Source organism: Flagellimonas sp., from assembly GCF_965222555.1.
Classification (GTDB): Bacteria; Bacteroidota; Bacteroidia; order Flavobacteriales; family Flavobacteriaceae; genus Flagellimonas.
This window is the reverse complement of sequence record NZ_CBDCUG010000004.1, coordinates 299409-324887: the sequence shown is the minus strand read 5'-3', so window position 1 is coordinate 324887 and position 25479 is coordinate 299409. Positions and strand designations below refer to the sequence as shown.

Sequence of the window (25479 nt, the reverse complement as noted above, 5' to 3'; positions counted from 1 at the left end):
GTTATTGCCCCTAATTTGTTTTGTTGGAGTGTTTGCTGATGATAGCCCCATAACCAACAAGGAGGGCAAAGGCAACCGCAACACATATATAGGATATGTTCACGCTAGCCAAATCCACAATAAGACCCTGAATGGGGTTCATAATACCAATGGCGATAATGGCCATTATTAATCCCGAAGCACCAACTTTTGCTTCTTCCTCAGATAGACCTTCCAGGCCAAGACCATAAATGGTTGGGAAAAGTAGACCGGCACACCCACACATTACAATCAGCATATAGCCTCCAAAATTCCCTGGAAAGACAATGGCAATAATAGTAGCTACAGTGGCAATACCAGTTAAAATTGCCAAAAGACGGGAAGGTCTGATAATCTTCATCAAACCTGTGCAAACAAAACGCATTATCGCGAAGACGATGACCCCATAAAATAAAATATCACCGGCGTCCCCTGTACCGATCAGAGTTCCGTCGGGCAACTTATAATTTTCCTTTAAATAGGGAATAGTAAAGGCAAACGTGCCAAATTGGGCACACATTGCAGCAAACAGTGCCATAACCGACAGAACATATCTTTTTTTCTTCAAAATTCGTTTGTAAATAACAAAAAAGCCTTCTTTAATTTCATTGCCTCCCGCCTGAAAACGAGGCATTTTGTTGAACAGGAAAATAACAAAGAAGATGGCCGCTATAATGGCAATATAGATATAGGGTTTGGCAAGCACGCCTAATTCATGGGTTTGCAGATCAACAAGTTCTTGCGTGCTAAGGTTGGCTTTTTCAGCATCACTCCTTAAGTTTTTCAATATAAAATTTGTCGCAATAAAAGTCCCGGTAAGTTGACCAATGGGATTAAAAGATTGGGCCAAATTCAACCGACGAACGGAAGTTTCTTCATCACCCATCGCAATGATATATGGGTTTGCGGCCGTTTCTAAAAATGAAAGGCCGGCAGCAAGGGTGAACAAAGCAGTTAGAAAAAACCAATACTCTTGTTTAACACTAGCCGGATAAAACAAAAATGAACCCGCTGCAAATAACAATATGCCCAAAAGCAGCGTGGTCTTATAGCTGGTTTTTTTTACCAGCAATGCTGCAGGAATTGCCCAGACAAAATAGGATCCATAAAAAGCTGACTGAACCAAAGAGGCCTGAAAGGTGGACATGTCCTTAAAAATATCTTTAAAAGCCGCGATAAGAGGCTCGGTCATGTTGTTGGGAACGCCCCAGGCAAAAAATAAAACCGTTACTAAAATGAACGGCAATAGGGGTGTGTTGGATAAAATTCCAAGATTTTGCTTTTGCATAAATTAAGTTTTGGTCGGTGGTTTGGTTTAAGCCGAAAAAATAATAAAAATATGCTTCTTCATGATGCTTTAGTATAAAAGAAAACAGATTTATGCTAAAGCGTTATAATGTTGGTCAGGATTGGCTGCCCTAATGCATGTTTCGTGTCATTGGATGAAAGGGAATGAAAATGGAGTTATAAGGAAGATAGGGATGTAATTGCTGTAACAATTTCGGTCACATTTTTTATAAAGGCCGTACTAAAACGTTTGCGTTGCTAAACCTTTGTAAACAAAGGGGTTTTTGGTCTTTTTTGTGTTAGTTTTGCGCTTTAATGTCATTGTTGGCAAAGTATCAATCCAAAAAAATAAACTCATGGAAACCGCAATTGCAATACCTGAAGAGTTTCAGATAACCGAGCAGATTCACCAGACCACATATTTGGTCAATGGGGAACTGAAAGAATGGAAAGGTGAAAATTCAGAAGTTATATCCACTATATCATCCACCGATGAATATAAGCATACTGTACTCGGAAGCATTCCAGATATGGGCGAACCAGAAGCTATGGAAGCTTTGGATGCTGCTACTCAGGCCTATGCCCAAGGACAAGGAGTTTGGCCAACCATGAAAGTCAAAGACCGTATAGAGTGTATGGAGTCTTTTGTGAAAAAGATGGAGGATAAGCGTGAGGAAGTGGTGAAGTTGTTGATGTGGGAGATTGGAAAATCGTTGCCAGATTCCAGAAAGGAGTTTGATCGTACCGTTGAATACATTTACGATACTATTGAGGACTACAAACAGTTGGACCGTAATTCTGCCAAGTTTCAGAAGCACGACGGCGTTTATGCCCATATCCGAAGAGGACCTTTGGGAGTGGTACTTTGTTTGGGACCCTATAATTATCCTTTAAATGAGACTTTTGCCTTACTGATTCCCGCATTGATCATGGGGAACACGGCTATTTTTAAACCAGCTAAGCATGGTGTGTTATTGATTACTCCACTTTTAGAGGCATTCCAGAGCAGTTTTCCCAAAGGTGTGGTGAACATTCTTTTTGGAAGGGGCAGGGCAGTGGCCGCACCCATTATGCAAACCGGAAAAGTGGATGTTCTTGCGTTGATCGGTAACAGTAAATCGGCCAACGCTTTACAGGACCAACACCCAAAAAGCAATAGACTGCGATTGGTGTTGGGGTTGGAAGCTAAGAACCCCGCGATTATTCTTCCTGATGCTGATTTGGATTTGACGATAAAGGAATGCATTGCTGGAACATTGTCCTTTAATGGGCAGCGTTGTACAGCACTAAAAGTAATCTATGTCCATGAAGATGTGAAAGATGAGTTTTTGAAAAGATTCTCTTCTGCTGTGGATGCCTTAAAATTTGGTAACCCTTGGGATGATGGAGCCCAGCTGACCCCACTTCCAGAGCTTGGAAAACCGGCTTACATTCAGGAATTGTTGGACGATTCAAAGACCAAAGGAGCAAAAGTGCTAAATAAAAAAGGCGGGCAACATTCCGAAAATTTTATCTGGCCTGCCGTTCTGTATCCGGTTTCCAAAGATATGCGAGTGTATGAAGAAGAACAGTTTGGACCCATTATCCCAGTAGTTTCCTTTACAGATATTGAGGAGCCTTTGGATGATATGGCGGCATCCAACTACGGACAACAGGTGAGCTTGTTTGGTAAGGATGTTTATACCTTGTCACCGCTTATTGATACGCTTGCCAATTTGGTGTGTAGGGTGAATTTGAACAGTTCTTGCCAGCGTGGACCGGATGTATACCCATTTACTGGACGAAAGGATTCGGCGCAGTCCACTTTAAGTGTTCATGATGCCTTACGCTCGTTTTCTATCCGGACTTTTGTGGCCTTTAAAGACAATGACTTGAATAATGAAACCATTGAACAATTGCTGGAGGCCAAGGTGAGCAACTTTTTGAGTACTGATTATATTTTATAGGTTCTCAGAACCTCTAATTTCTATTTTGGGTGTAATATCAAATTAATTTCAGAATTGATATAACTGGGCACGCTCTCCATATTTTTCCTTTATGGAAATGGCATCTGCCAACCCTCTTAGATAATAGGTGAAACTGCCTTCCCATATGGTTTTTTTGTCCAATTCTTCAAATTCAGGAATGTTCTTTATTTGAAATTTGGCTGATTCAACATCACCCAGAATTAAAAGTACCGTTGCCAAATTGGCGTTGAGTGCATTTTGTATGGTCGGGTCGGTGGTCCTTGTTAGCTTATCGGTATAATAGTCTCTTGCATATTCTAAATCAGGTTTTACCTGTTCCATGGTTTTTCTTTTCTTTTTGCTCAAAGCTGAAAGGGAGTTGATGGCCATCCTCGCTGTAATGTTAGCTTCATTTAGGGCCTCATGTCCTTTGTTTTTTACACTGAAAATACCGGCATAACTATCTATATACTGGGGTAGGTATTGGTCTTTAAGTATGGCACTGGCTTCTTCCATAAAAAACTCCAAAATGTCCGCTTCAAATCGTTTAATACGTTTTTCCAATAGTTTTTTGCGTTTTTCAGGCTTTTTGGTCATTCTTAATTTTAGTTTGAATGTAGGGTTGACCACCAAATGTTTCAGTTTAAAATGTGTGGTAGGGCCGTCAGGGTCATCAATATAAAATCTAATTTCCTTGTCAAGGAGTATATTCCCTTCGGAAGTAAGAACAACAAGTCTGGCAGCTACGTTCACTTGCCCCAAAACACTTTCAGGATCATCATAGTCTATATTGGTCTGTATCATCTCCACGCTAAATTGATTGGTACTCAACTTAATGGTAAAATCTGACGGAGAACTGCGAACGTAGGGACGTTCGTTTAAATCGAGGTATTTGTTGGCCCATTTGTTAATGGTATCCCTTACGGCTTCGTCATACAGCTTTCTGCGTTTAAGCACATCCTGTTCTTTTACCTTGAGCGACCAGTTTATTTCATCCCAATAATCCATAGGATCTAACTTGGTGTCCACAACCACCTTATAGGTTTTTAGATTTTCGTTCAACGGATTCTCCGGACTTATTTCATAAGACCAGGCCACAGGCTCTTTTTTAATTTTGACCTTTTTTTGTGCCAAGCAGATAATGGGAATACTGGCCAGTAGCACTACTATTATTTTTTTCATGGTTAAAGTTTTAGGATTCTGAAATTATCCAAAGGCAGCGATGGAATAGGGTGCCATTTGAGGAATGCCCTTTCCCAGTTGACCAATGGCATAAAAAGACCTTGGGAGAACCCCAAGGTCTTGAAAAAGAAAAGAACAATCGCTGAAATGAATTAATGGTTATTAATTTGTTGATGGTGGTGTAGATCTTGTATAGGAAAAAGCACTGTCACCAAGATTAATCACACCATATTCGGTGAAGGTCAGGGTAAGGTAAATGTCCTCTTCTACCAGCCAAACCCCTAGTTTTTTCCCAATTAACAGTGTCTCATTTACTAGGGAGATACTGTGATCATCCTCATCCGAATAGACTTCAAAATCATTGTCGATACTTGAGACCTGATAATCAGCGTTTTCTAGGCTATACATCGCGCTCAATATATTGTGGAAGCTGTAAAAGTGTGTGGGATCACCCAAGGTACCGTAGAACTGAAAATCACTCCATCTAGGGCTGTTAAATCCAGTATCATCCAATATGGCCCAGCGTACACCTTTGGTTCCTCCAGTGGGGGCAATATCAATAGGAAGATGAGCAGACATACCAGCATTGTTGAAATCCACCCATAAATCTGAATTGCCATTGTTTACATGTACGGCATCTTCCTGAAAAGTGTCTTGCCACCATTTGTAATTATACAGGGGTGCATTTTCATCATTCTGTCGGGTAAACCAAACCTTGTCCGTAATCCGGTCTTGGTTGGCTGGATCGGTCCAATCCACATTATCCTCTTTGCTAAAGGTTATTTCGGGGCCGTTCCAAATGGTGCCTGGGCTACCATCACAATTACTGTCCTTGCCATCACCAGGAATTTCAATTTCCTCAGGGTTTATGGTAGGGTCATTGTCATTGCAATCTGTGTTGTTGGCAACATGGGTGCTGGGCGGGTCCGGGCAAATAAAGAATTCTTTGGGTTTGTCCGGGTCACCGTACCCGTCATCATCTGAATCTAGATAATAAGTAACCTTTACGCTTGGGTTAATATCGGGGTCTTGATCATTACAATCATCCATATTGGCAACAAATCCATCTGGTGGAGCATCTTTGCAGCCCGTTGTGGTCACCTCAGGATTACCATACTCGTCACCATCGTTATCTTCATAATAAGTTATAAGGGGACATTCGGGAAATATGAATTTATTGCCATCGTCTGTGTCGCCCTTTTTATCAACGTACTTTGTGGGTTTGGTACATGATAATTTGGTATTGGTCTCTACACCAAAGCCATCGTTATCGCCGTCAAAATAAAAAGTTTTCTGTTCACAGCCATCGTCTTTGCTGCAACCTGCCAATACGGCAAGCATAGTAATCATGACGAGGTTATGAAAAATACTTGGTTTTCTCATGATTCTTGTTTTATGTCTTGTTATTTCTTTTCTGATTTCTGTGCGGAGTTTTAGTTTTTATGCACTGAAAATCGACTCAAAAGTAGTTGGGTATACGAGGTGTTTTGTATGTAAATGGACCCATTAGGGAGATGAATTGATGAATGCCCATTTTGAATTGACGAATGAAGTTTATCGTAAGAAAAAAATCACTATGGAAAGGTGAGAAGGTGCATTATGAAGTTGAAGTAAGGAGTTGGATTTTTGAATCGTTCAATTATTAGAATTTAGTTATTGGGTGAAATGTGTAGGGGTAAAAAGGGTATGGCCTGTTGTAAAAGTTTAAACCCAAAACAGGCATGTATACATGCATAAGAGGGATTCGTCAATTGGTCTTTAAAAGTATATATGTTCCATTGTATACTTGGAATTCAATAAATTTTTAGCGTATGAAAAATTGTTACAGCCTTCAAGAATGTCTTTTACAGACCAATAACAAAAGTATGGGAGATGCGTTCCTGATTTTTTTTGGAAAAAACTTCATGAACAACCAGAGATTCCATTACAAAACAGGAGAAATCAATGCACTGGATAATTTTTATTTGCCTTTCAGCAATTACTGTTTAAAAGGAGATGTGAACTGTGCCAAAACTTTGTTTTTATTTCCAAAAGATGGGGAAGGAGAATCCTCTTTTGTGGTTATTATGGGGAATGTGGATTGTGAAAACCTGTATTTGCTTCCCAATACTGTACTTTTTGTTTCCGGCAAGCTAAAAGTTTCAAATATCATGTATACTGGAGGTCATGACACCTTGGTTTTTTCCTATGGAGAAATGGATGCCCAAGTAAATTTTGCCATTTCCGAAGATGTTGGCTTGCAACCTTATAAGGATTTGGTCACGGGGCAGTCTAAATTTTTTAGGCAAGAGGAAAAAAGGCATGTTTTTTCTTTGCTGAAACCACCAGTGTTGGATACCAGCGATTGGGATAGTTTTAGTGAAGTGGAGCAAAACGAAATTTTGCAAGAAGCAGGAGAAGAGGAAATGTACGAGTATCTCTTTGTAAATGGAACCAAGCTTTTGGCATACTTGGAAGAGGGTTGAGATGTAAAAGGTGAAAGGTGAAAGGTGAAAGGTGAAAGGAAAGTACGAAGTACAAGGTTGGATTGTTCGATTTTTAGATTGTTGGAATTTAGGATTTAAGGTTTTTAGTTGGTGGGATAGTAGTCATGTCATGCATTGCAATGTCATCCTGAGCCTGTCGATGGGCAGTCAAAGTATGATAGTTTTTAGGGAAAGGATAAAGGGCCTTGTAGGTTCTAAGTTGACAGTTTTCAGGTGATGGTTTATGGAATTTGGTGCTTGGAATCTGATGTTTTGGCTAAAGCTTTAAACAAAGAACCCCGACGCTAATGCATCAGGGTCTTTAATGAATATGTTTTTTGATTAGATGTTGGCGGCCAGCCAATCTCCAACCTCACTTGTTTTGTAGGCTTTGGCCCCTTCGGAAAGATCTTCGGTGACGACACCTTCCGCGAGCGATTTGTTTACTACCGCTCTAATGGCTTCTGCCTCTTCTTTTAAGTTGAAATCCTCAAACAGCATTGCTGCAGATAATACAGTTGCCAGCGGATTGGCAATATCCTTTCCGGCTGCTTGTGGATAGGATCCGTGTATAGGTTCGTACAAAGAAACATCGCTTCCAAGCGAAGAGGAAGGCATCAACCCCATGGAGCCAGAAATTACAGATGCTTCGTCGGTTAAAATGTCTCCAAAAAGGTTGGCGGTGATGATTACATCGTAGCCTTTGGGCCATTGGATTAGTCGCATGGCCACGGCATCCACAAATTCGTAGGACACTTCTACCTCTGGGTATTCTTTTTCCATAGCCTGAACGGTCTCACGCCAAAGTCGAGAAGCTTCCAATACATTGGCCTTGTCCACACAGCATAATTTTTTACCACGCTTTAGGGCCATCTCAAAACCTTTACGGGCCAAGCGTTCAATTTCAAAGCGTTGGTAGGTCATGGTGTCAAATGCGGTATCACCATTATCCTTTCTACCACGTTCCCCAAAGTAAACCCCTCCGGTAAGCTCACGTAGAATGATTAAATCTGTACCTTCAATGCGGTCACGTTTTAAAGGGGACTTATCAATCAATGATGGAAAAGTAAAGGTTGGACGGACATTGGCAAAAAGCCCCAATTTTTGACGCATTTTCAACAGACCTTGTTCTGGACGTACCTTGGCGGATGGGTCATTATCAAAACGCGGGTGGCCAATGGCTCCAAACAATACGGCGTCAGCATTGGCGCACACTTCGTGTGTTTTTTCTGGGTAAGGCTCTCCAACGGCATCAATGGCGGCAGCACCTGTTAAAGCTGGTGTCCAGTTAATTTCATGGTTAAACTTTTTTGCAACAGCGTCGGATACTTTTACGGCTTGATCTATTACTTCTGGTCCAATTCCGTCTCCGGCTAAAAGGGCTATGTTTAGTTTCATTTATCTTAGTTATCTATTTTGGTTAATGGTTGATTGTTCACGGTTTACTTTCAATTGTTCATTATTCTCGACCGTAAACAGTTCTCGACTGCGCTCGAACTGACATTGTATATTGTTTATTGGTCATTGGGTATTGAGTTTAAACAAGATTGAGCATTTTTTCGGTTGCTTTTATAGCGGATACGGTCTGATCGGAATCCAGTCCACGGGTGGTGAAGTCTTTATCTGCTGTTTGCCAAGTGATTATAGTCTCACAAAGAGCATCAGAGTTACTTCCTGGAGGGATTCGTACCGCATAATCCACCAATTTGGGCAAATCCATTTTTTCTTTTTGATACACCTTTTTGAGTGCATTGATAAAGGCATCAAATTGCCCATCACCTTGGGCATTTTCCTCATATGATTTCCCGTCAATCTCAATGGAAAGGGTAGTGGATGGTTTTAATCCTTTGGAATGAGTGAGCACATATGATTTTACAAATACACGTTGTTGGTGCAGTTCACTATCCAGTACATCGGAAATGATATAGGGAAGGTCCTCTTTGGTCACTCTTTCCTTTTTATCCCCAAGCTCGATGATACGCTCCGTTACCTTTTTGAGCTCTTCGTCATTCAGGGTCAGTCCTAACTCCTGAAGATTCTTTTGAATGTTGGCTTTGCCTGAAGTTTTGCCAAGGGCATATTTGCGTTTTCTGCCAAAACGCTCGGGTAATAAATCATTAAAGTAAAGATTCTTCTTACTATCCCCATCTGCGTGTATTCCAGCTGTTTGTGTGAATACATTGTCCCCTACAATGGGTTTATTGGCCGGAATGCCAAAACCAGTAAAAGCTGAGACTAATTTGCTCACTTTAAACAGTGAAGATTCCTTTACGCCAACAGTAATTTCTGGTAAAAAATCATTGACTACAGCAACCACACTAGCCAGTGGTGCATTTCCTGCGCGTTCCCCCATACCGTTAACGGTCAAATGTAATCCATGAACCCCAGCTTTTAAAGCTTCCATAACGTTGGCAACGCTTAGGTCGTAGTCATTATGCCCATGAAAATCGAAATGGGTATTTGGATACCGTTCAACAGTTTGTTTCAGAAACTCAAAAGTTTCCTGATGTGTCAGCACACCAAGAGTATCTGGCAATAAAACCCGTTTTATGGGCAAAGTGACCAGAAAATCCAAGTATTGGAACACGTATTCGGGTGAATTTCGCATACCATTGCTCCAATCTTCTAGATAAACATTAGTGGAGATTCCCAAAGCCGATGCTTTCGTCACCACAGCTTCAATATCCTTGAAGTGTTGTTCAGGAGTTTTCTTTAACTGATGGGTCAAATGGTTCAGGGAGCCCTTGGTCAGCAAGTTTTGCACTTTCGCACCTGCTTGCTGCATCCAATCGAGGGAAACCCCACCATCCACAAAGGTCAATACCTCCACATTGGAAATGAAACCTTCGGTTTCCGCCCAATCTGTAATGTTTTTAACCGCTTCAAATTCTCCATCGGATACCCTGGCCGAGGCTACTTCTATACGGTCCACCTTCAATTCCTCCAACAGCAGTTTGGCCAAGGTGAGCTTTTCCGAAGCGGAGAAAGACACCCCAGAGGTCTGTTCACCATCCCTAAGGGTGGTATCCATGATTTCAACAGTCCTTTTTTTCATTTTCAAATGCTGGGTTGAGAAGCTTGAATGGTTTTATAAAGGGGTGTTCTGAGCAAATTCTTCAATGTTGTTTTTGATGTTCAACAAATAGTCGATATCATCAAATCCATTGAGCATGTTCTCCTTTTTATAGTCGTTAATGGCAAAGCTTTCACTTTCACCAGATTCCAAAATGGTAATGGTCTGCTCAGGAAGATTAACCTCCAATTCCGTGTCTGGGTTACTTTCTATGGCCTTAAAGATCTTATCCAAAAACTCTGGACTTACTTGTACGGGAAGAACGCCAATGTTTAAACAGTTGTTTCTGAAGATATCCGCAAAAAAGCTGGAAACCACACATCGGAAACCATAATCATAAACTGCCCAAGCGGCATGCTCGCGAGAAGAACCTGAGCCAAAATTTTTACCACCAACCAATATTTTACCACTATAGATGGGATTGTTGAGCACAAAATGCTCTTTTGGGGTATCATCTGAATTGTACCTCCAGTCACGGAACAAATTATCACCAAAACCTTTACGCTCCGTAGCTTTCAAGAATCGAGCGGGTATGATCTGATCGGTATCCACATTTTCAATGGGCAATGGAACCGCAGAGCTTTTTAATATGTTGAATTTATCGTATGCCATGTTATTCAGTTTTAAGTTATCAGTTATCAGCAGCCAGTTTTCTGACCTCCGATAGCTGAAATCTGTTTAAAAAATTATGCGAGAACTTCTTCCATCAATTCCCGCGGATCAGTCACTTTTCCGGTTACCGCGGCTGCAGCGGCCACTAGTGGGCTGGCTAACAATGTACGGGCTCCCGGACCTTGCCTTCCTTCAAAGTTTCGGTTGGAGGTGCTGACCGCATATTTTCCTGCTGGAATCTTATCATCATTCATGGCCAAACATGCGGAGCATCCGGGCTCTCTCAATTCAAAACCAGCGGTGTTCAGAATGTCCAAAATACCTTCTTCCTTAATGGCTTCTTCTACGCGGTGCGACCCAGGAACCAACCATGCAGTAACATTATCGGCTTTCTTCCTTCCTTTTATAATCGAAGCAAATGCCCTGAAATCTTCAATCCTACCATTGGTACAACTACCTAAGAATACAAAGTCGATTGGTTTTCCGATCATGGCATCACCTTCTGCAAATGCCATATAGTTCAACGATTTTTTATAGGTGGCGGTACCTCCTTCAACTGCTTCAGCCAATGGAATATCATTACTGATTCCCATACCCATACCTGGATTGGTTCCGTAGGTGATCATAGGCTCAATTTCTGAAGCATCAAAAGTGATTTCCTTGTCAAAAGTTGCATTATCATCAGAGTATAGTGTCTGCCAGTACTCCATGGCTTTACTCCAATCCGAACCTTTAGGTGCATATTCCCTTCCCTCTACATAGTCAAAGGTTTTCTGATCCGGAGCAATCATACCACCACGGGCACCCATTTCAATACTTAGGTTGCAGACGGTCATTCGACCTTCCATGGACATATTCCTGAAAACTTCACCTGCATATTCTACAAAATAACCTGTGGCCCCGGAGGTTGTCAGTTTGGAAATTATAAAAAGCGCAACGTCTTTTGGGGTTACGGCCTTGTTGAGCTGTCCATTGACATTGATGCGCATACTTTTAGGTTTTGGCTGCATGATGCACTGGGTAGACAGCACCATTTCTACCTCACTGGTCCCAATCCCGAAGGCTATGGCTCCAAAGGCTCCATGAGTGGATGTGTGCGAATCCCCACATACAATAGTGGCTCCAGGAACGGTTATTCCGTTTTCAGGTCCAATAACATGTACAATTCCATTTTTCTCATGCCCAAGACCCCAATAGGGAATGTTGTGGGCATTGGAATTTTCCTCCAATGCTTTTAATTGGTTGGCAGAAAGCTTGTCCTTAACAGGCAAATGCTGATTACGGGTGGGTGTATTGTGATCGGCAGTCGCAAAGGTGCGCTCCGGATACAATACTTTTATACCTCTATTTTTTAACCCCAGAAAAGCTACTGGACTCGTTACTTCGTGCACTAAATGTCTATCAATAAAAAGTACATCGGGACCATTCTCTATGTGCTGCACCACATGCGAATCCCAAACCTTATCAAATAGTGTTTTACTCATCGTTACGTTCAATAATTTATAAGCTGGTAAATTTAAAATATGAAATAAAAACTGCTTTTATTTTCAGCGGAAAATTACGATGTTCAAGACGTGTTTTCCATCAAACATCCATTGACTTTCCTATAAATATTGATTTAAAACAAAAAATAATCCAATTGTTAGCTATTGCATAAAAGTACCCAGACCATAAAATGATTTAAACAAAGCCCTTCTGAGAATCATTAAATGAGCAAATGATGGTATAATTACATTCACCTGTATTTATGTGTTGGTTCCTAGTTAATTACGGTCGTTCAACCTGATTTTAACACCCTCCATTTTAATTTAACATTGCTGTAACGGTATTAAAGCTGCATGCTAACTACTTTAGAGTACAACCTGAAAGTTTATTCATTAACTCATCTAAAAACGAACAAATGAAAAAAAGTTACCCGGCCTTTTCGGCCATGATTCTAATCGCGATTTTTTGTATTTCCAACAGTACGTTTGCACAACTTACTTTCCTTCCCCGCGGCAGCCAAATGGCAAAAGTTTCGCAACGAATTGGAACTACGGACGTTTCCGTTATTTACTCTAGACCCAGTGTAAATGAAAGAGAAGTATGGGGTGCTTTGGTACCGTATGGTATGAACAACCTTGGATTTGGTACAGCTACGGAATCTCCTTGGCGAGCAGGTGCCAATGAGAATACAATATTTAAAACCTCTCATGACCTTACCATTGGCGGTAAAACATTACCAGCCGGAAAATATGGTTTGCATATGATTGTGAATGAAGATAACACTGCAACTGTGATTTTTTCAAAGAATCATGGTGCATGGGGAAGTTATTTTTATGAGCCTAGCGAGGATGCACTGCGTGTGGATGTTGAAACCGAAGAGATTCCTCATGTAGAGCAGCTTACCTTTAACTTTGATAATGTTGATGCTACCTCTGCGGTGGCTTCCCTGAATTGGGAGAAAAAGCGGATTCCATTTAAAGTAGAAGTTGATGTAACGAATAATGTGTTGGCAGAAATTCGCCAAAAATTACAGACCAACCCTGGATTTAACCGTCAGAGTTGGGAGCAAGCAGCAAACTTTGCCTTGAATAATGGTGGGGACCTAGATGAAGCCCTTGGTTGGGTAGATGCAGCAATTGCTGGACAATTCTTTAGCCAAAAGAACTTCAACAACCTGAGCATAAAATCCCAAATTTTGGCAAAACAAGGTAAAACTGCTGAAGCGGATGCTTTGATGGAAGAAGCATTGCCCCTGGGAACCGTTTTCCAAGTTCATGGTTATGGCAGACAACTTATTGGGCAAGGAAAAGTCTCTAAAGCCTTGGAAATCTTCAAGTGGAATGCCAAAAATCATAAAGGTACATGGCCTGTACATTATGGCTTGGCGAGAGGTTATTCTGCTTTAGGAGATAATAAATCTACCGTAAAGCACTTAAAGCTTGCTATGGAGAATGCACCGGCTCAAGTTAATAAGGACAGAGTGGCCGCCAATTTAGCAAAAGCTGAAAAAGGAGAGGGAATCAATTAACCAATACTAATACCAATTCTATGAAGCCCGGTTTTTACCGGGTTTCTTATTTTTAATGGATGTCCGATGATTAACTAATGTAATTCCAAATATTGGACTGCTTCATCATATTGGTGTAGGCTATCAAAATGGATTTGTTTTCTTCTTTTTCCAGCCTTGGGTCATTTTTTAACAGTTGAATGGCATGATAGCGTGCCGTTTTTAATATTTGGTTGTCTTTTACAATGTCCGCGATCTTCAGGTTGAGCAGTCCGCTTTGTTGCGTTCCCATCAAATCCCCAGGTCCACGAAGTTTTAAATCTACTTCTGCAATTTCAAAGCCATCATTGGTGCGGACCATGGTCTGCAAGCGTGTTTTGGCATCCTCAGACAGTTTATGACTGGTCATCAGAATGCAAAAACTTTGTTCTGCACCCCGTCCAACGCGTCCGCGTAACTGATGCAATTGGGAGAGCCCAAAACGTTCTGCGCTTTCTATGATCATTACCGAAGCATTGGGTACGTTTACGCCCACTTCAATAACAGTTGTGGCAACCATAATCTGTGTTTCACCCTTTACAAAACGCTCCATTTCGTAATCCTTGTCGGTCGGTTTCATTTTCCCGTGCACAATGGAGATTTGATAATCTGGCTTTGGGAAATCACGGGCAATGCTTTCATAGCCATCCATCAAATCTTTATAGTCCAAGGCTTCGGATTCCTTGATCAACGGATAAACAATATAGATTTGCCTTCCTTTTTTGATTTCATCTTTGATGAACTGGAAAACCTTCAATCGGTTACTGTCAAATCGATGTACGGTTTTAATCGGTTTGCGTCCGGGAGGAAGTTCGTCAATCACTGAAATATCCAAGTCTCCGTACAGACTCATGGCCAAAGTTCTTGGAATAGGTGTAGCGGTCATGACCAGGATGTGTGGAGGAATCTCATTTTTGTGCCATAGTTTGGAACGCTGGGCCACCCCAAACCGATGTTGTTCGTCAATAATGGCCAATCCCAAGTCTTTAAACTGCACCTTGTCCTCAAGGACCGCGTGTGTTCCTACTAAAATGTTGAGGTTTCCGTTTTCCAGCTGGTTGTGCAATAAGGTTCGTTCTGATTTTTTTGTGGAGCCGGTCAACAAGGCGATTTTCACTTCCATTTTACCCAATAGTTCCTTTAAACCATTGTAATGTTGCTGTGCCAATATCTCGGTTGGGGCCACCAAACAACTTTGAAACCCATTGTCTATGGCCAAAAGCATGCATAAGAGGGCCACAATGGTCTTTCCAGAGCCTACATCTCCTTGGAGTAACCTGTTCATTTGGGCATTACTGCCCATATCTTTTCTGATTTCCTTGATGACTCTTTTTTGGGCATTGGTCAATTCAAATGGAAGGTGTTGGCTAAAAAAGATGTTGAAATTATCACCCACCTGATCAAACCGAAGTCCTTTGATTTTATGTTTTCGAAGTATCTTTTTGGAGATTAGCTGTAATTGCACAAAAAACAATTCTTCAAACTTTAGCCTAAACCGTGCTTTGGCCAATAACTCCTGATTTTTTGGGAAATGGATATTGAAAAGAGCCTCACTTTTTGAAATCAAGCGCAATTCCTCAATTATTGGCGAGGATAATGATTCAGGAAATTGCCCTTTGCATTCCAAAAACAGTTGTTGAACCATTTTGCTGATTACTCGATTGGTAATTCCCTTTGCGCTTAATTTTTCAGTGGAAGGATAAATGGGCTGCATGGCAATTTTTAAGCCTTGCTGATGTTCTGACAGCAATTCCATTTCTGGATGCGGCATGGAGAAAGTACTTCCGTAACGGGCTGTTCTCCCGAATACGACATAGGGTTCGTTCAATTTTAGGTTTTCCCTGATCCATTTATGCCCTCTGAACCACACCAACTCCATTTTTCCTGTTTTGTCAATAAAAGAAGCAACCAAACGCTTTCCCCTTTTTTGTTCCACGGTTTTAATGTGAACAATTTTGCCAACGATTTGAACATCGGCTCCACTGGGTTGTAATTGGCTGATTTTATAGTACTGGGTTTTGTCCAGATAGCGATTGGGAAATAGATGTAATAAATCCCGATAAGTTTCTATGCCCAATTCCGTACGGAGCGTTTCGGCCCGGTTTGGACCAACACCTTTTAAATAGGGAATGGGAGTTTGTAGAAAATTGGGATTCATCAAACTAAAATATGTAATTTGGAAGGACTTTTGATACATCCCCAATATGAAGCTTGGCCTCACACTTATTTTTTTCCTTTCATTAAGGCTTTTAGGTGCTCAAATTCAAGGTAATGTGGACTTCACACATATCAAAGCAGAAATTATTCCTGTTTCAAAAGAAAAGGAGATAAGGGGAAGTGGTACATTTTCGTTCCAGCTTTTAAAAAAAACAGATTCCATTTTTTTGGATGCGCATGACATGACTTTTTTTGATGTCAGGCTCAATGGAAAACCACTAAAGTTCAAAAATAACGGAAGGAAGTTTGGGTTTAAAGCTCCCAAAAAGACAGGGAAGTACAGTTTAAGTTTAACTTATATAGCAAAGCCTAAACAAACGGTCTATTTTTTGGGTTGGGACGATGAAATTCATGGTAATGAACAAATCTGGACTCAGGGACAAGGCAAATACACAAGCCATTGGCTACCCAGTTTTGATGACATGACTGAAAAAGTGGAGTTTGATCTGCATTTTAGGGTCGATAAAAGTTATCAAGTTATGTCAAATGGAAAATTGAAGAGAAAAAGCCTTGGGCTTGACGGTGAAAATGTTTGGCATTTTAATATGCAACAACCCATGAGTAGCTACTTGGTAGGTTTTGCCATTGGAGATTTTGATAGAAAAACAGTAAAATCCACGTCTGGCATTTCTATTGAATTGTACTTTGAACCCAAGGACAGCTTAAAAGTTGAACCCACCTATCGCTATTCCAAAGAAATCTTTGATTTTCTGGAAAATGAAATCGGAGTGCCATATCCCTGGCAAAACTACAAACAGGTACCGGTTCATGATTTTTTATATGCTGGAATGGAAAATACGGGTGCCACCATTTTCTCCAACACTTTTGTGGTGGACTCAACAGCATTTATAGACAAGAATTTTGTCAACGTAAATGCCCATGAAATGGCCCATCAATGGTTTGGAAACTTGGTAACCGAAGAAAGTGGTAAACACCATTGGCTCCACGAAGGATTTGCCACCTATTATGCGTATTTAGCTGAAAAGGACATTTTTGGAGAGGATTATTTTTACTGGCGATTATTGGAAACAGCTTGGGCATTGGATAATTTTTCTGGCACTGGTAATGGAGAGGCACTAACGGACTCAAGCGCTGGAAGCCTTACTTTTTATGAAAAAGGAGCTTGGGCACTGGTTATGTTAAGGGAGAGGGTGGGAGACTCCAATTTTAAACAGGGCATACAAAACTATCTTACCAAATATGCTTACCAAAATGTCACCATTTCAGATTTTATGTGGGAAATGGAAAAGGCATCGGGCATGAAACTTATGGATTTTGAAGAAACATGGTTGCAAGAATCCGAGTTTCCATTTGAATTGGTCAAGGAGTTTTTAATAAAGAAAAACGAATCCATCAATGAATATTTTGAAATAAAAGATAGTATTGGGGATATGACAACCTTGGCAGAATCTTTATTAAAAGAAAAATGGAGCATGTTGCCATCGGATAGATTAAAACATCAATTGGTTTTGGATTATGGAAATGAATTATCTGATGGATTCATCAAGGAAATATTGAACAATGAAAGCCTAAAAGTGCGTCAGGCCGTACCCCTATCACTGGAAAAATTTTCTGTAGCCATTCAAAAGGATTTTGAAAGCCTATTGACGGATGAAAGCTATAAAACCATTGAATCTGCCTTGTACCGATTGTGGACCGATTTTCCTGAACGTCGAAATTTATATTTGGATAAAACGTCCAATATTATAGGATTGCCCAACAAGAATGTAAGATTGTTGTGGTTAACATTAGCCTTGATCACACCAGAATACCATATTGAGTCAAAACCAAAATATTTTGAGGAACTTAGCAAGTATACCAATTCCGAGCATCATTTTGAGGTACGTTTGTTAGCTTTTCAATACCTCAAAAGTATTGGGGCCTTTAACGATGAGACTGTTAAAAATCTAATTAAAGCATGTAATCATCATGTTTGGCATTTTAAAAAGTCGTGTCGAAAAATGCTCAAAGAATTTGTGAAAGAAGAAGAAAATAAAGAAAGAGTTTGGAATATCTATCCATCCCTGAGTCTGGAGCAACAAAAGTATATCGATAAAACGTTGGGCAGATGAGGGCATTGGTCATTTCTGGAGGTGGGAGTAAGGGAGCTTTTGCAGGTGGGGTTGCCCAATTCCTGATTCAGGAAGCAAAACATGATTATGATTTGTTTGTGGGAACCTCAACCGGTAGTTTGCTTATTTCCCATCTGGCACTGAATAAATTGGATAAAATTAAAGAAATCTACTCCAATGTCAATCAGAACAGTATTTTTAATAATTGCCCTTTTTTGATCAAGAAGAAGCACGGAGTGGAGGTAATTGCGATTAATCACTGGAATGTGGTCAAAAACTTTATCAAAGGGAAAAAGACCTTTGGTGAAAGTGAAAATCTCCGCAAACTCATACGAAGATCCATAACACCTGAAGAGTTCAACGAATTAAAACTGGGCCATAAGGATGTCGTGGTCACAGTTTCTAATCTTTCCTTGAATCAGGTGGAGTATAAGTCCATAAATGATTGTACTTATGAGGAATTTTGTGATTGGATATGGATTTCATCCAATTACACCCCGTTTATGAGCTTGGTCAGACGCAACGGTTGCGAATATGCCGATGGGGGATTGGGAACCCTGGTACCCATCGAGGAGGCAGTTAGGCGAGGAGCAACCGAAGTGGATGTGGTTGTACTACATACAGAGGTGAATTACTTGAATAGAATGCCTGCACGGAACCCATTTGAATTGATTACCACCATATTTAGTTTTATGTTGGACAGGATTGAAAATCAGAATATAAGAATTGGGAAGCTGGTGGCCAACCAAAAAGACGCGATTATCAATTTTTATTATACCCCAACAATTTTGACCACAAATTCATTGGTCTTCAACAAAGAACGAATGACCTTATGGTGGAAAAGGGGATACTTATATGCCAAAAATAAAAACGAGGAAACCAGTCCTATAGACCCCGACCATATGGATTAGGAACTACCACAGTTCACTTACTTCCTTTTTAACAAAGGCAAGGGCAGTAGTGGAAGGGGATTGTTTTTCCATGGTTTGGTTAAGAATGTCTTCCCTTAATTTATCGGGAGAATCTGTTTCGCTCATACCTGCGGAACGAATAATCTGGATGGTAGCGTTCTTGGCAGCTTTTATAATGTTCCAACATTCTTCGGACATATAAATTTGCTGCGAAAGATTATGTTCAAATTCAGTTTCCACTTGTTTGATGAGTAGATTTTCATAAGCACTTTTATCCTTTCCTTTTGGAGCTACCCTAACCACTAAACTGTTGATGGAAATTCGCTCTAGAAAGAGCACCATTCTTTCGTAAGCTTGTAAACGGATTGGAAGGGTATCCTTTTGCGAGTCTTTGTGCAATAAAAAACGTCTTCGTCCATCTTCATTTCTAGTATGTAATCTGAAAAAGTAAAAGGCAACGGCCCCGGTAACAACAGCAGGTAACAAATAAGCAAAAAGCTGAAAAATCTGATCTCCGGTCATAGGATGGTTTGTTTTTGGATTTTATAAAATCTAGAACGGACGAAAAGAGCAAAAAGTATCCCTAAGTTAAACATCACTGTTTTTTAGGTTGATTTCCCATTGTAATTGCTAATGTACTGCCATTTTTAATGTCATCATGGGTAAAGAACAGTCCATCCAATTCTTTTCCGTTTAGTTGTGCTGATTGCACATATTTATTTTCTGACGAGTTATTATGTGTAATAATGGAGAAGACCTTTCCGCTTCCCAAGGGAATCTCGACTTTGTCAAATAATGGTCTCCCAATTACGTACTCCGGCTTGCCTGGGGTTACCTGATAGAAGCCCATTGCGTTTAGGATGTACCAGGCCGACATCTGCCCACAATCCTCATTTCCAATAATGCCATCAGGCTCTGTAGTGTAGAATTCTTTTAGAATTTGATCTACCAGCTTTTGCGTTTTCCATGCTTGGCCTGCATAGGTGTACATATGGGCAATATGATGACTGGGTTCGTTGCCATGGGCATATTGTCCTATGAGCCCAGTGATATCTCCACTAGCATTGTCACCTTCTATTTCGGAAGAAGTTGAAAAAAGACTGTCCATTTTGATAGTGAAAGAATCGTACCCTCCGTACAATTGGGCAAAACCCTCAATGTCATGTGGTACAAACCAATTCCATTGCCAGGCATTGCCCTCAATGTAATCGGAATGTTCATGATCCGAATGTTTTGGATTGAAAGGCTCCCTCCAAGAGCCATCCGCATTTTTTCCCCGCATAAAACCCGTTTCTGAATCAAAATATTGCTGATACGCCAATGCTCGTTGCTGAAATTCCTTTGAAATGGAATCGTTATTGGCCAATGATGCTATTTGCGAAATGCACCAATCATAATAGGCGTTTTCCAAACCATAAGAAATAGAGCCGGTAATTTTATCCGAGGGGATATGGGTACCCTCATTGATATATTTATTGTGTTCCGACATCACTCTTTTTTTTCGGGGTTCAGTATCATCCGCTATCAATTCTGGAAGGTAAGAACCGCTGGTAATTGAAGCCTTCAGTGCCAGTTGGGAATCAATACCAGGTAGTTTTTTTGCCATGGCATCGGCAATGTTGGCCACAGCAGGATAACCCACCATAGTACCGGTATAGTTTGATGCCAAAGGCCATTTGGGCAATAGGCCACCCTGTTCATACTTGGACAGTAGATTATTGACATATTCAATGGATTTAGGTTCATCAATAATAGTCATCAAAGGATGAAGCGCCCTAAACGTATCCCATAACGAATAAACCGTATAGTTAACCTCTCCTTCTTTAGCTTGGTGTATTTTTTTATCAATTCCCCGATATCTACCATCCACATCTTGATATAACATGGGAGCAATCATGCTGTGGTATAGCGAAGTGTAAAATGTGGTGAGTACTGCTTCATTGCTGGTTTCTACCTTGATTCGACCTAATTCCTTTCTCCATTTTTCTTTAGCATCTGATACTACCTTGTCAAAATCCCAATGAGGAATTTCAGTTTTTAGATTATTTTCAGCGCCAGCAAGGTCTACTGCTGATATTCCTACTTTTAACAGCAACGACTGATCGTTCTTGAGAGATGGAAAATTAAGAATGGTATGAATATTTGTTCCTTCGTACTCTTTTAATTTAGTATTTGCCGCAATGCTATCTACCACAATTTCTTCCACAGCAAAAGGACTGGAAAACTTGGCATAGAAATATATCTTATGATCATAGGCCCAACCTTGTGATTGTTTTAGGCCTCTTATGGTGCTATCATTTACAATTTCAAGTTGGTTTAAAGTATTGCTGTGCCCCCAGGTCCGTTGCAGTATGTGCCCTAAATCCAACAACAAACTTTTTTTATTGGACGAGTCATAACTGTATTGGTGCATGCCAGCTCGTTCTGTAACGGTCAATTTAGCTTCGACCTGATAATTATCAAACTTCACTGAATAAAGGCCGACTTCAGCATGTTCGTTTGGTTTTTTGAAAGTAGCAATGGGTTTGTTCTCTTTTTCTTCAGTGAAAGGCAATACCAGAATATCTCCCATGTCCCCAATACCCGTTCCGCTTAAATGGGTATGTGAAAAACCATAAATAGTACTGTCGCTATAGTGGTATCCGCTGGAAGCATCCCAACCATTTAAACGGGTGTCAGGGCCCAATTGTACCATTCCATGCGGCAAAACAGGACCAGGGAAGGTATGGCCGTGAAAACCTGTCCCAATAAAAGGGTCAACATAATTTAAGTGATCAATCTGCTGTTTGGGACTTTTTTGCTCTTGAGAGCATGACAAAGCACAAATAATGATTGTCCCAGCAAAAAGAGATTTTTTAAATAAAGAGGCCATGATGTCTTGATTTTCTTTTAGACGAAATCAAGATAGCGCAATCATTTTCCTTTTTCCATTTAAATCGACCAACAACTTGGATGTAACAACCAACACACTTTCATTGCCTGGTTGTGCTAAGGCGATTCTTTTATTGACCTTTCGTTAAACGCTCTTTGGCTCGGTCATAAAATCCTTTATGGTCCGGTTGTAGCCTAATGGCAACCCCTTCCTTAAAGTTTCCGTCTTTTACCGAAATCCCAATAGCATTAGCCGGAACCTGCAAGGTTCCTATCAGTTCTTTGGAAACAGATGCCGTTTGGTCCAAGGTGACACCAAACTCTCCTGTGATGTTCAACCCCTCAATTTCAGTTTTGAGCGTTGGGTTGGCAATAATCACTTTGGCCACATTGGCCAACCAAGTTTTACCTTCATCGGTTAAATCGGTTGAAGTATCGGAACCAAATAAATTGGTGATGCTATTGGAAATTACAATTGCTCCCTCATTGACTTCGGCATTCGCATTTTCGCCCAAGGTTTGTTTGACCTTTGATAATAACACGATAGCAGTAGAGTCATTGGAAGATATCATTTCATTCAAAACACTCAATTGCTTTTCCTTTCGCTCCAGAGCAGCAAGGGTCTTATTGACATTTTCACTGTTCTTTTTGGAAAGCTCTGAAAAACTACTGAGATTTTTTAGCAATGTTGCATTGGCATCACGTAAGCCTACGTTTTCCACTTCAAGGGTCTCCGCCTTGGCTTTGCTGGATGAGACTTCACGTTTCTTTTCTGCCAACTGCTGCTCAACATTTTGAATATTGGTTTTTAATTCCTCAATTTGGGCAAGCAGCTCACTTTTTTTCTGTGAGAACCCGATAGTTGTGAGCAACAAACATAGAATGATGGGTAATTGTTTTTTCATAAGTAAGTATTATTTGGTTCGATTTATCGAGGTCAAAATTAGGATGTTTTTTTGGAAGTTGTTTTTCCTCCTAAATAAACACAGTCATAAAGTTCCTGCATCGATGTAAATGACACCTCTTTTTTTTCATAACCATATACAGCTTTTAGATCACTGCTCAGGTAATCATCATCTACATTAACTTGGATGTCGTTCATACTAAATTGGCAGGGATGTTCGTAACCAGCAGCATGGGTAATTTCCAAAAACTCCTTTCTAAATGTTTTAAAATATTGTGCCAATCTATTGGACTTTAAGGGAACATTGATTCCCTGCTGTAACCATTTGCTCTGGGTGGCCACACCAGCCGGACATCTGTTTGTATGACATACTTGGGCCTGAATGCACCCAATGCTCATCATGGCCTCACGGGCCACATTGATACAATCTACTCCCATGGCAAACGCCATGGCTGCCTTGGCAGGAAATCCTAATTTTCCACTTCCGATGAAAACGATACGATCGGCGAGCCCCCTGTCTTGAAAAATTTTATAAACGGATGAAAAACCATAAACCCATGGCAAGGAAACATGATCTGCAAAACTCGGTGGAGCTGCGCCTGTTCCACCTTCACCACCATCAATGGTAATAAAGTCGGGGCCTTTTCCTGATTTTTTCATCAAATCGGCCAGTTCCTCCCATTGGGTCAGTTTACCAATTGCCGCTTTTATTCCAACAGGAAGCCCGGTTTCGTTAGCAATGTTTTCAATAAGTTGGAGAAGTTCTGGTATGGAGTTGAACGCCTTGTGCGTAGCAGGGGAAAGCACATCCTTGCCCACTTCAACCCCTCTGATTTTTGCAATTTCAGGAGATATTTTGGCTCCCGGAAGCACACCGCCCTTTCCTGGTTTTGCCCCTTGGGAAAGTTTTATTTCGATGGCTTTGATGCACGGATTCTCATCCACTAAAATCTTCATTTTTTCCATGGAAAAGTTGCCTTCTCTGGATCGCACCCCAAAATATCCTGTTCCAAAGTGAAAAATAACATCACCTCCTTGTTTGTGATAAGGGGAAAGCCCTCCTTCGCCTGTGTTGTGATAGGCTTGACTCTTTTCAACTCCTTTGTTCATGGATTCTACAGCCGCTGCGGAAAGGGAACCAAAGCTCATGGCAGACACATTGATCACAGAAGCAGGTCGATACGGCTTTTTCCGGTTGTTGTAAGCACCAATCACCTTTGCACAGGGCAAGAAATACGGATTTTTAGTATTGGGATGGTTTTCAGGAACTTGATAGCCGATCATTGCATTTTTGATAAAAATGTGCTGATGTGCATAAATATCGCGATCGGTTCCAAAACCTTCATAGTTGTTTTCCTTTTTGGCAGAGGCATAGATCCATCCTCTTTCGATTCGGTTAAAAGGCAACTCTTCTCGATTGTTGGCCACAAAATACTGTCGCATTTCCGGACCGATACTTTCCAGCCAATATCGCAAATGTCCAACTACTGGAAAATTATGACTGATGGTATGGGCTTTTTGAAAGAATATATCCCGAATGGCCACTAAGGCCAAAAAAATCAAAATCCAGGCCCACCAAGAAATCGAACCCAAAAAATCCAATAATACTTCCATCTACATATTCAAATAATCCAAGGTAAGTTCCGTCATAGCTTTCACACCCAATAGCAAGCCACTATCATCAATTTTAAAATCTGGGGTATGGTGTGGAAACGATTCTGTATTTCCAGGGGTCATTCCACCCAAAAAGAAATAAAGACCGGGAACTTTTTCCTGAAAGTAACTAAAGTCTTCAGCTCCGGTTATGGCTTTGTGGACCACCACGTTTTCCTTGCCGGCAACCCTTTCAAGAGTGGGAACCATTTTAGGAGTCAGCGCAAGGTCATTAAAAGTGATGGAAGTAGAGCTTTTGATATCAATAGTGGCATCGCCGCCATAAGCTTTGGCAATGGCAGGTACCATTTCCTCCATGCGCTTGTTGATATGTTTTTGCATATCATAATCAAGTGTGCGGATGGTTCCAATCAATTCTGCGCTTTCAGGAATGATATTAAAACGAACCCCGCTAGTAATTTTACCCACCGAGATTACAGCTGCTTCATTGGTCAATTCGGTTTCTCTGCTGATGATGGTTTGAAGGCCATCAATAATTTTAGCGCTGATCAAAATGGGATCAACGCCTCCCCAAGGTTGGGAGCCATGGGTCTGTTTTCCTTTAACATTGATTACAAATCGTTGTGCGGCGGCCATACTGCCTCCGGGTTTGTATTTGATGGTTCCAACCGGAGTTTGTGAATTGATGTGCAGGCCAAAAATGGCATCAACATCCGGATTGTTCAACACCCCTTCTTTTACCATTAATAAAGCTCCACCTTCTTCTCCAGGAGGCGCACCCTCTTCAGCAGGTTGAAAGATAAATTTTACGGTTCCTTTGATTTTATTCTTGTTTTTGGAGAGCACTTCGGCCACGCCCATTAAAATGGCGGTATGGGTATCGTGCCCGCAGGCATGCATTACACCAACCTCTTTGCCTAAAAATGTAGATTTCACTTCAGATTTAAAAGGAAGTTCATTGCGCTCTGTTACGGGCAGCGCATCAATATCTGCCCGAAGGGCGACTACCTTACCGGGCTGATTTCCTTTTAATAATCCAACAACCCCGGTTTTGGCTACTCCGGTCTGTACTTCAATACCAAGGGATTTTAAATGTTTCGCAATTTTTTCGGCGGTTTTGAATTCCCGATTACTGAGTTCGGGGTTTTGATGGATATCCCTTCGCCATTCGATCACTTTATTTTCAACTGCGGAATAATCCTTTTTCAAGTTATGGTCTTGGGCCCAAATGGATAAGCTGGACAGCAAGAATGTAAATGTTAGCGTTTTGTACATA

At 40.8% G+C, this 25479-nt stretch carries 18 protein-coding genes; 5 read left to right on the top strand and 13 right to left on the bottom strand.

Going from position 1 to position 25479, the window contains the following annotated elements; translation table 11 throughout:
• Positions 1-10: 10 nt before the first annotated feature.
• A complete protein-coding gene (gene fucP, locus ACOQO1_RS05875; protein WP_420601934.1) occupies positions 11-1306 on the bottom strand; it encodes an L-fucose:H+ symporter permease in 1296 nt (431 codons plus the stop codon).
• A gap of 355 nt (positions 1307-1661) precedes the next feature.
• On the opposite strand from fucP, the gene ACOQO1_RS05870 reads away from it, so the two are divergent.
• Positions 1662-3251 (top strand): NADP-dependent glyceraldehyde-3-phosphate dehydrogenase, encoded by a 1590-nt coding sequence (locus ACOQO1_RS05870; protein WP_420601933.1) that lies wholly within the window; start codon positions 1662-1664, stop codon positions 3249-3251.
• A gap of 48 nt (positions 3252-3299) precedes the next feature.
• Here the strand turns inward: ACOQO1_RS05870 and ACOQO1_RS05865 are convergent, their stop codons facing one another.
• Both ACOQO1_RS05865 and ACOQO1_RS05860 read right to left on the bottom strand, forming a co-directional pair.
• Positions 3300-4433 carry a hypothetical protein gene (locus ACOQO1_RS05865; protein ID WP_420601932.1) on the bottom strand — a complete coding sequence of 378 codons (1134 nt, stop codon included), beginning with the start codon at positions 4431-4433 and terminating at the stop codon, positions 3300-3302.
• Positions 4434-4595: 162 nt separating this feature from the next.
• Complete coding sequence (locus ACOQO1_RS05860; protein ID WP_420601931.1) at positions 4596-5816, bottom strand: putative metal-binding motif-containing protein; 1221 nt, start codon at positions 5814-5816, stop codon at positions 4596-4598.
• A 428-nt stretch (positions 5817-6244) separates the two neighbouring features.
• Here ACOQO1_RS05860 and ACOQO1_RS05855 point away from each other — a divergent pair, with 428 nt between their 5' ends.
• Complete coding sequence (locus ACOQO1_RS05855) at positions 6245-6898, top strand: hypothetical protein (protein ID WP_420601930.1); 654 nt, start codon at positions 6245-6247, stop codon at positions 6896-6898.
• Between the two features lie 342 nt (positions 6899-7240).
• Here ACOQO1_RS05855 and leuB read toward each other — a convergent pair whose 3' ends face one another.
• From leuB to leuC, 4 genes are all read right to left on the bottom strand, one after another.
• The gene (gene leuB, locus ACOQO1_RS05850) at positions 7241-8296 is read right to left on the bottom strand and encodes a 3-isopropylmalate dehydrogenase (protein WP_420601929.1); all 1056 of its coding nucleotides are present in this window, start codon (positions 8294-8296) and stop codon (positions 7241-7243) included.
• Positions 8297-8435: 139 nt separating this feature from the next.
• Positions 8436-9953, bottom strand: a complete 1518-nt coding sequence (locus ACOQO1_RS05845; RefSeq protein WP_420601928.1) for an alpha-isopropylmalate synthase regulatory domain-containing protein — start codon at positions 9951-9953, stop codon at positions 8436-8438.
• A gap of 33 nt (positions 9954-9986) precedes the next feature.
• Entirely contained in the window at positions 9987-10583 is a 597-nt protein-coding gene (gene leuD, locus ACOQO1_RS05840; protein WP_420601927.1) for a 3-isopropylmalate dehydratase small subunit, read from the bottom strand.
• 74 nt (positions 10584-10657) lie between these two features.
• Positions 10658-12067: a 3-isopropylmalate dehydratase large subunit gene (gene leuC / locus ACOQO1_RS05835; RefSeq protein WP_420601926.1), complete on the bottom strand. Its 1410-nt coding sequence runs from the start codon at positions 12065-12067 to the stop codon at positions 10658-10660.
• A 416-nt stretch (positions 12068-12483) separates the two neighbouring features.
• Here leuC and ACOQO1_RS05830 point away from each other — a divergent pair, with 416 nt between their 5' ends.
• On the top strand, positions 12484-13596 hold the full coding sequence (locus ACOQO1_RS05830; RefSeq protein WP_420601925.1) for a DUF2911 domain-containing protein: 1113 nt from the start codon (positions 12484-12486) through the stop codon (positions 13594-13596).
• A 70-nt stretch (positions 13597-13666) separates the two neighbouring features.
• Here the strand turns inward: ACOQO1_RS05830 and recG are convergent, their stop codons facing one another.
• Positions 13667-15772, bottom strand: a complete 2106-nt coding sequence (gene recG / locus ACOQO1_RS05825; RefSeq protein ID WP_420601924.1) for an ATP-dependent DNA helicase RecG — start codon at positions 15770-15772, stop codon at positions 13667-13669.
• 115 nt (positions 15773-15887) lie between these two features.
• Between recG and ACOQO1_RS05820 the strand changes: the two genes are divergently transcribed.
• Together ACOQO1_RS05820 and ACOQO1_RS05815 are read left to right on the top strand one after the other, a co-directional pair.
• Positions 15888-17903 (top strand): M1 family metallopeptidase, encoded by a 2016-nt coding sequence (locus ACOQO1_RS05820; RefSeq protein WP_420601923.1) that lies wholly within the window; start codon positions 15888-15890, stop codon positions 17901-17903.
• A complete protein-coding gene (locus tag ACOQO1_RS05815) occupies positions 17900-18814 on the top strand; it encodes a patatin-like phospholipase family protein (RefSeq protein WP_420601922.1) in 915 nt (304 codons plus the stop codon). Before ACOQO1_RS05820 ends, ACOQO1_RS05815 begins: the two co-directional genes overlap by 4 nt.
• Before the next feature lie 3 nt (positions 18815-18817).
• Here the strand turns inward: ACOQO1_RS05815 and ACOQO1_RS05810 are convergent, their stop codons facing one another.
• The 5 genes from ACOQO1_RS05810 to ACOQO1_RS05790 all read right to left on the bottom strand — a co-directional run bounded on the left by ACOQO1_RS05810 (position 18818) and on the right by ACOQO1_RS05790 (position 25478).
• Positions 18818-19336 (bottom strand): hypothetical protein, encoded by a 519-nt coding sequence (locus tag ACOQO1_RS05810; protein WP_420601921.1) that lies wholly within the window; start codon positions 19334-19336, stop codon positions 18818-18820.
• A 73-nt stretch (positions 19337-19409) separates the two neighbouring features.
• Entirely contained in the window at positions 19410-21686 is a 2277-nt protein-coding gene (locus ACOQO1_RS05805) for a GH92 family glycosyl hydrolase (protein ID WP_420601920.1), read from the bottom strand.
• A 130-nt stretch (positions 21687-21816) separates the two neighbouring features.
• Positions 21817-22590: a hypothetical protein gene (locus ACOQO1_RS05800; protein ID WP_420601919.1), complete on the bottom strand. Its 774-nt coding sequence runs from the start codon at positions 22588-22590 to the stop codon at positions 21817-21819.
• Positions 22591-22628: 38 nt separating this feature from the next.
• On the bottom strand, positions 22629-24203 hold the full coding sequence (locus tag ACOQO1_RS05795; protein ID WP_420601918.1) for an FMN-binding glutamate synthase family protein: 1575 nt from the start codon (positions 24201-24203) through the stop codon (positions 22629-22631).
• Positions 24204-25478, bottom strand: a complete 1275-nt coding sequence (locus ACOQO1_RS05790) for an amidohydrolase (RefSeq protein WP_420601917.1) — start codon at positions 25476-25478, stop codon at positions 24204-24206. It lies immediately after the preceding gene.
• Position 25479 lies beyond the last annotated feature (1 nt).

Excerpts from the sequence above, each read along its gene's own strand:
- ACOQO1_RS05845 (WP_420601928.1), bottom strand. The coding sequence starts at position 9,953 with ATGAAAAAAAGGACTGTTGAAATCATGGATACCACCCTTAGGGATGGT.
- leuD (WP_420601927.1), bottom strand. The coding sequence starts at position 10,583 with ATGGCATACGATAAATTCAACATATTAAAAAGCTCTGCGGTTCCATTG.
- ACOQO1_RS05800 (WP_420601919.1), bottom strand. The coding sequence starts at position 22,590 with ATGAAAAAACAATTACCCATCATTCTATGTTTGTTGCTCACAACTATC.
- leuC (WP_420601926.1), bottom strand. The coding sequence starts at position 12,067 with ATGAGTAAAACACTATTTGATAAGGTTTGGGATTCGCATGTGGTGCAG.
- ACOQO1_RS05810 (WP_420601921.1), bottom strand. The coding sequence starts at position 19,336 with ATGACCGGAGATCAGATTTTTCAGCTTTTTGCTTATTTGTTACCTGCT.
- ACOQO1_RS05860 (WP_420601931.1), bottom strand. The coding sequence starts at position 5,816 with ATGAGAAAACCAAGTATTTTTCATAACCTCGTCATGATTACTATGCTT.
- fucP (WP_420601934.1), bottom strand. The coding sequence starts at position 1,306 with ATGCAAAAGCAAAATCTTGGAATTTTATCCAACACACCCCTATTGCCG.
- ACOQO1_RS05790 (WP_420601917.1), bottom strand. The coding sequence starts at position 25,478 with ATGTACAAAACGCTAACATTTACATTCTTGCTGTCCAGCTTATCCATT.
- ACOQO1_RS05805 (WP_420601920.1), bottom strand. The coding sequence starts at position 21,686 with ATGGCCTCTTTATTTAAAAAATCTCTTTTTGCTGGGACAATCATTATT.
- recG (WP_420601924.1), bottom strand. The coding sequence starts at position 15,772 with ATGAATCCCAATTTTCTACAAACTCCCATTCCCTATTTAAAAGGTGTT.
- ACOQO1_RS05830 (WP_420601925.1), top strand. The coding sequence starts at position 12,484 with ATGAAAAAAAGTTACCCGGCCTTTTCGGCCATGATTCTAATCGCGATT.
- ACOQO1_RS05795 (WP_420601918.1), bottom strand. The coding sequence starts at position 24,203 with ATGGAAGTATTATTGGATTTTTTGGGTTCGATTTCTTGGTGGGCCTGG.
- ACOQO1_RS05855 (WP_420601930.1), top strand. The coding sequence starts at position 6,245 with ATGAAAAATTGTTACAGCCTTCAAGAATGTCTTTTACAGACCAATAAC.
- leuB (WP_420601929.1), bottom strand. The coding sequence starts at position 8,296 with ATGAAACTAAACATAGCCCTTTTAGCCGGAGACGGAATTGGACCAGAA.
- ACOQO1_RS05815 (WP_420601922.1), top strand. The coding sequence starts at position 17,900 with ATGAGGGCATTGGTCATTTCTGGAGGTGGGAGTAAGGGAGCTTTTGCA.
- ACOQO1_RS05870 (WP_420601933.1), top strand. The coding sequence starts at position 1,662 with ATGGAAACCGCAATTGCAATACCTGAAGAGTTTCAGATAACCGAGCAG.
- ACOQO1_RS05865 (WP_420601932.1), bottom strand. The coding sequence starts at position 4,433 with ATGAAAAAAATAATAGTAGTGCTACTGGCCAGTATTCCCATTATCTGC.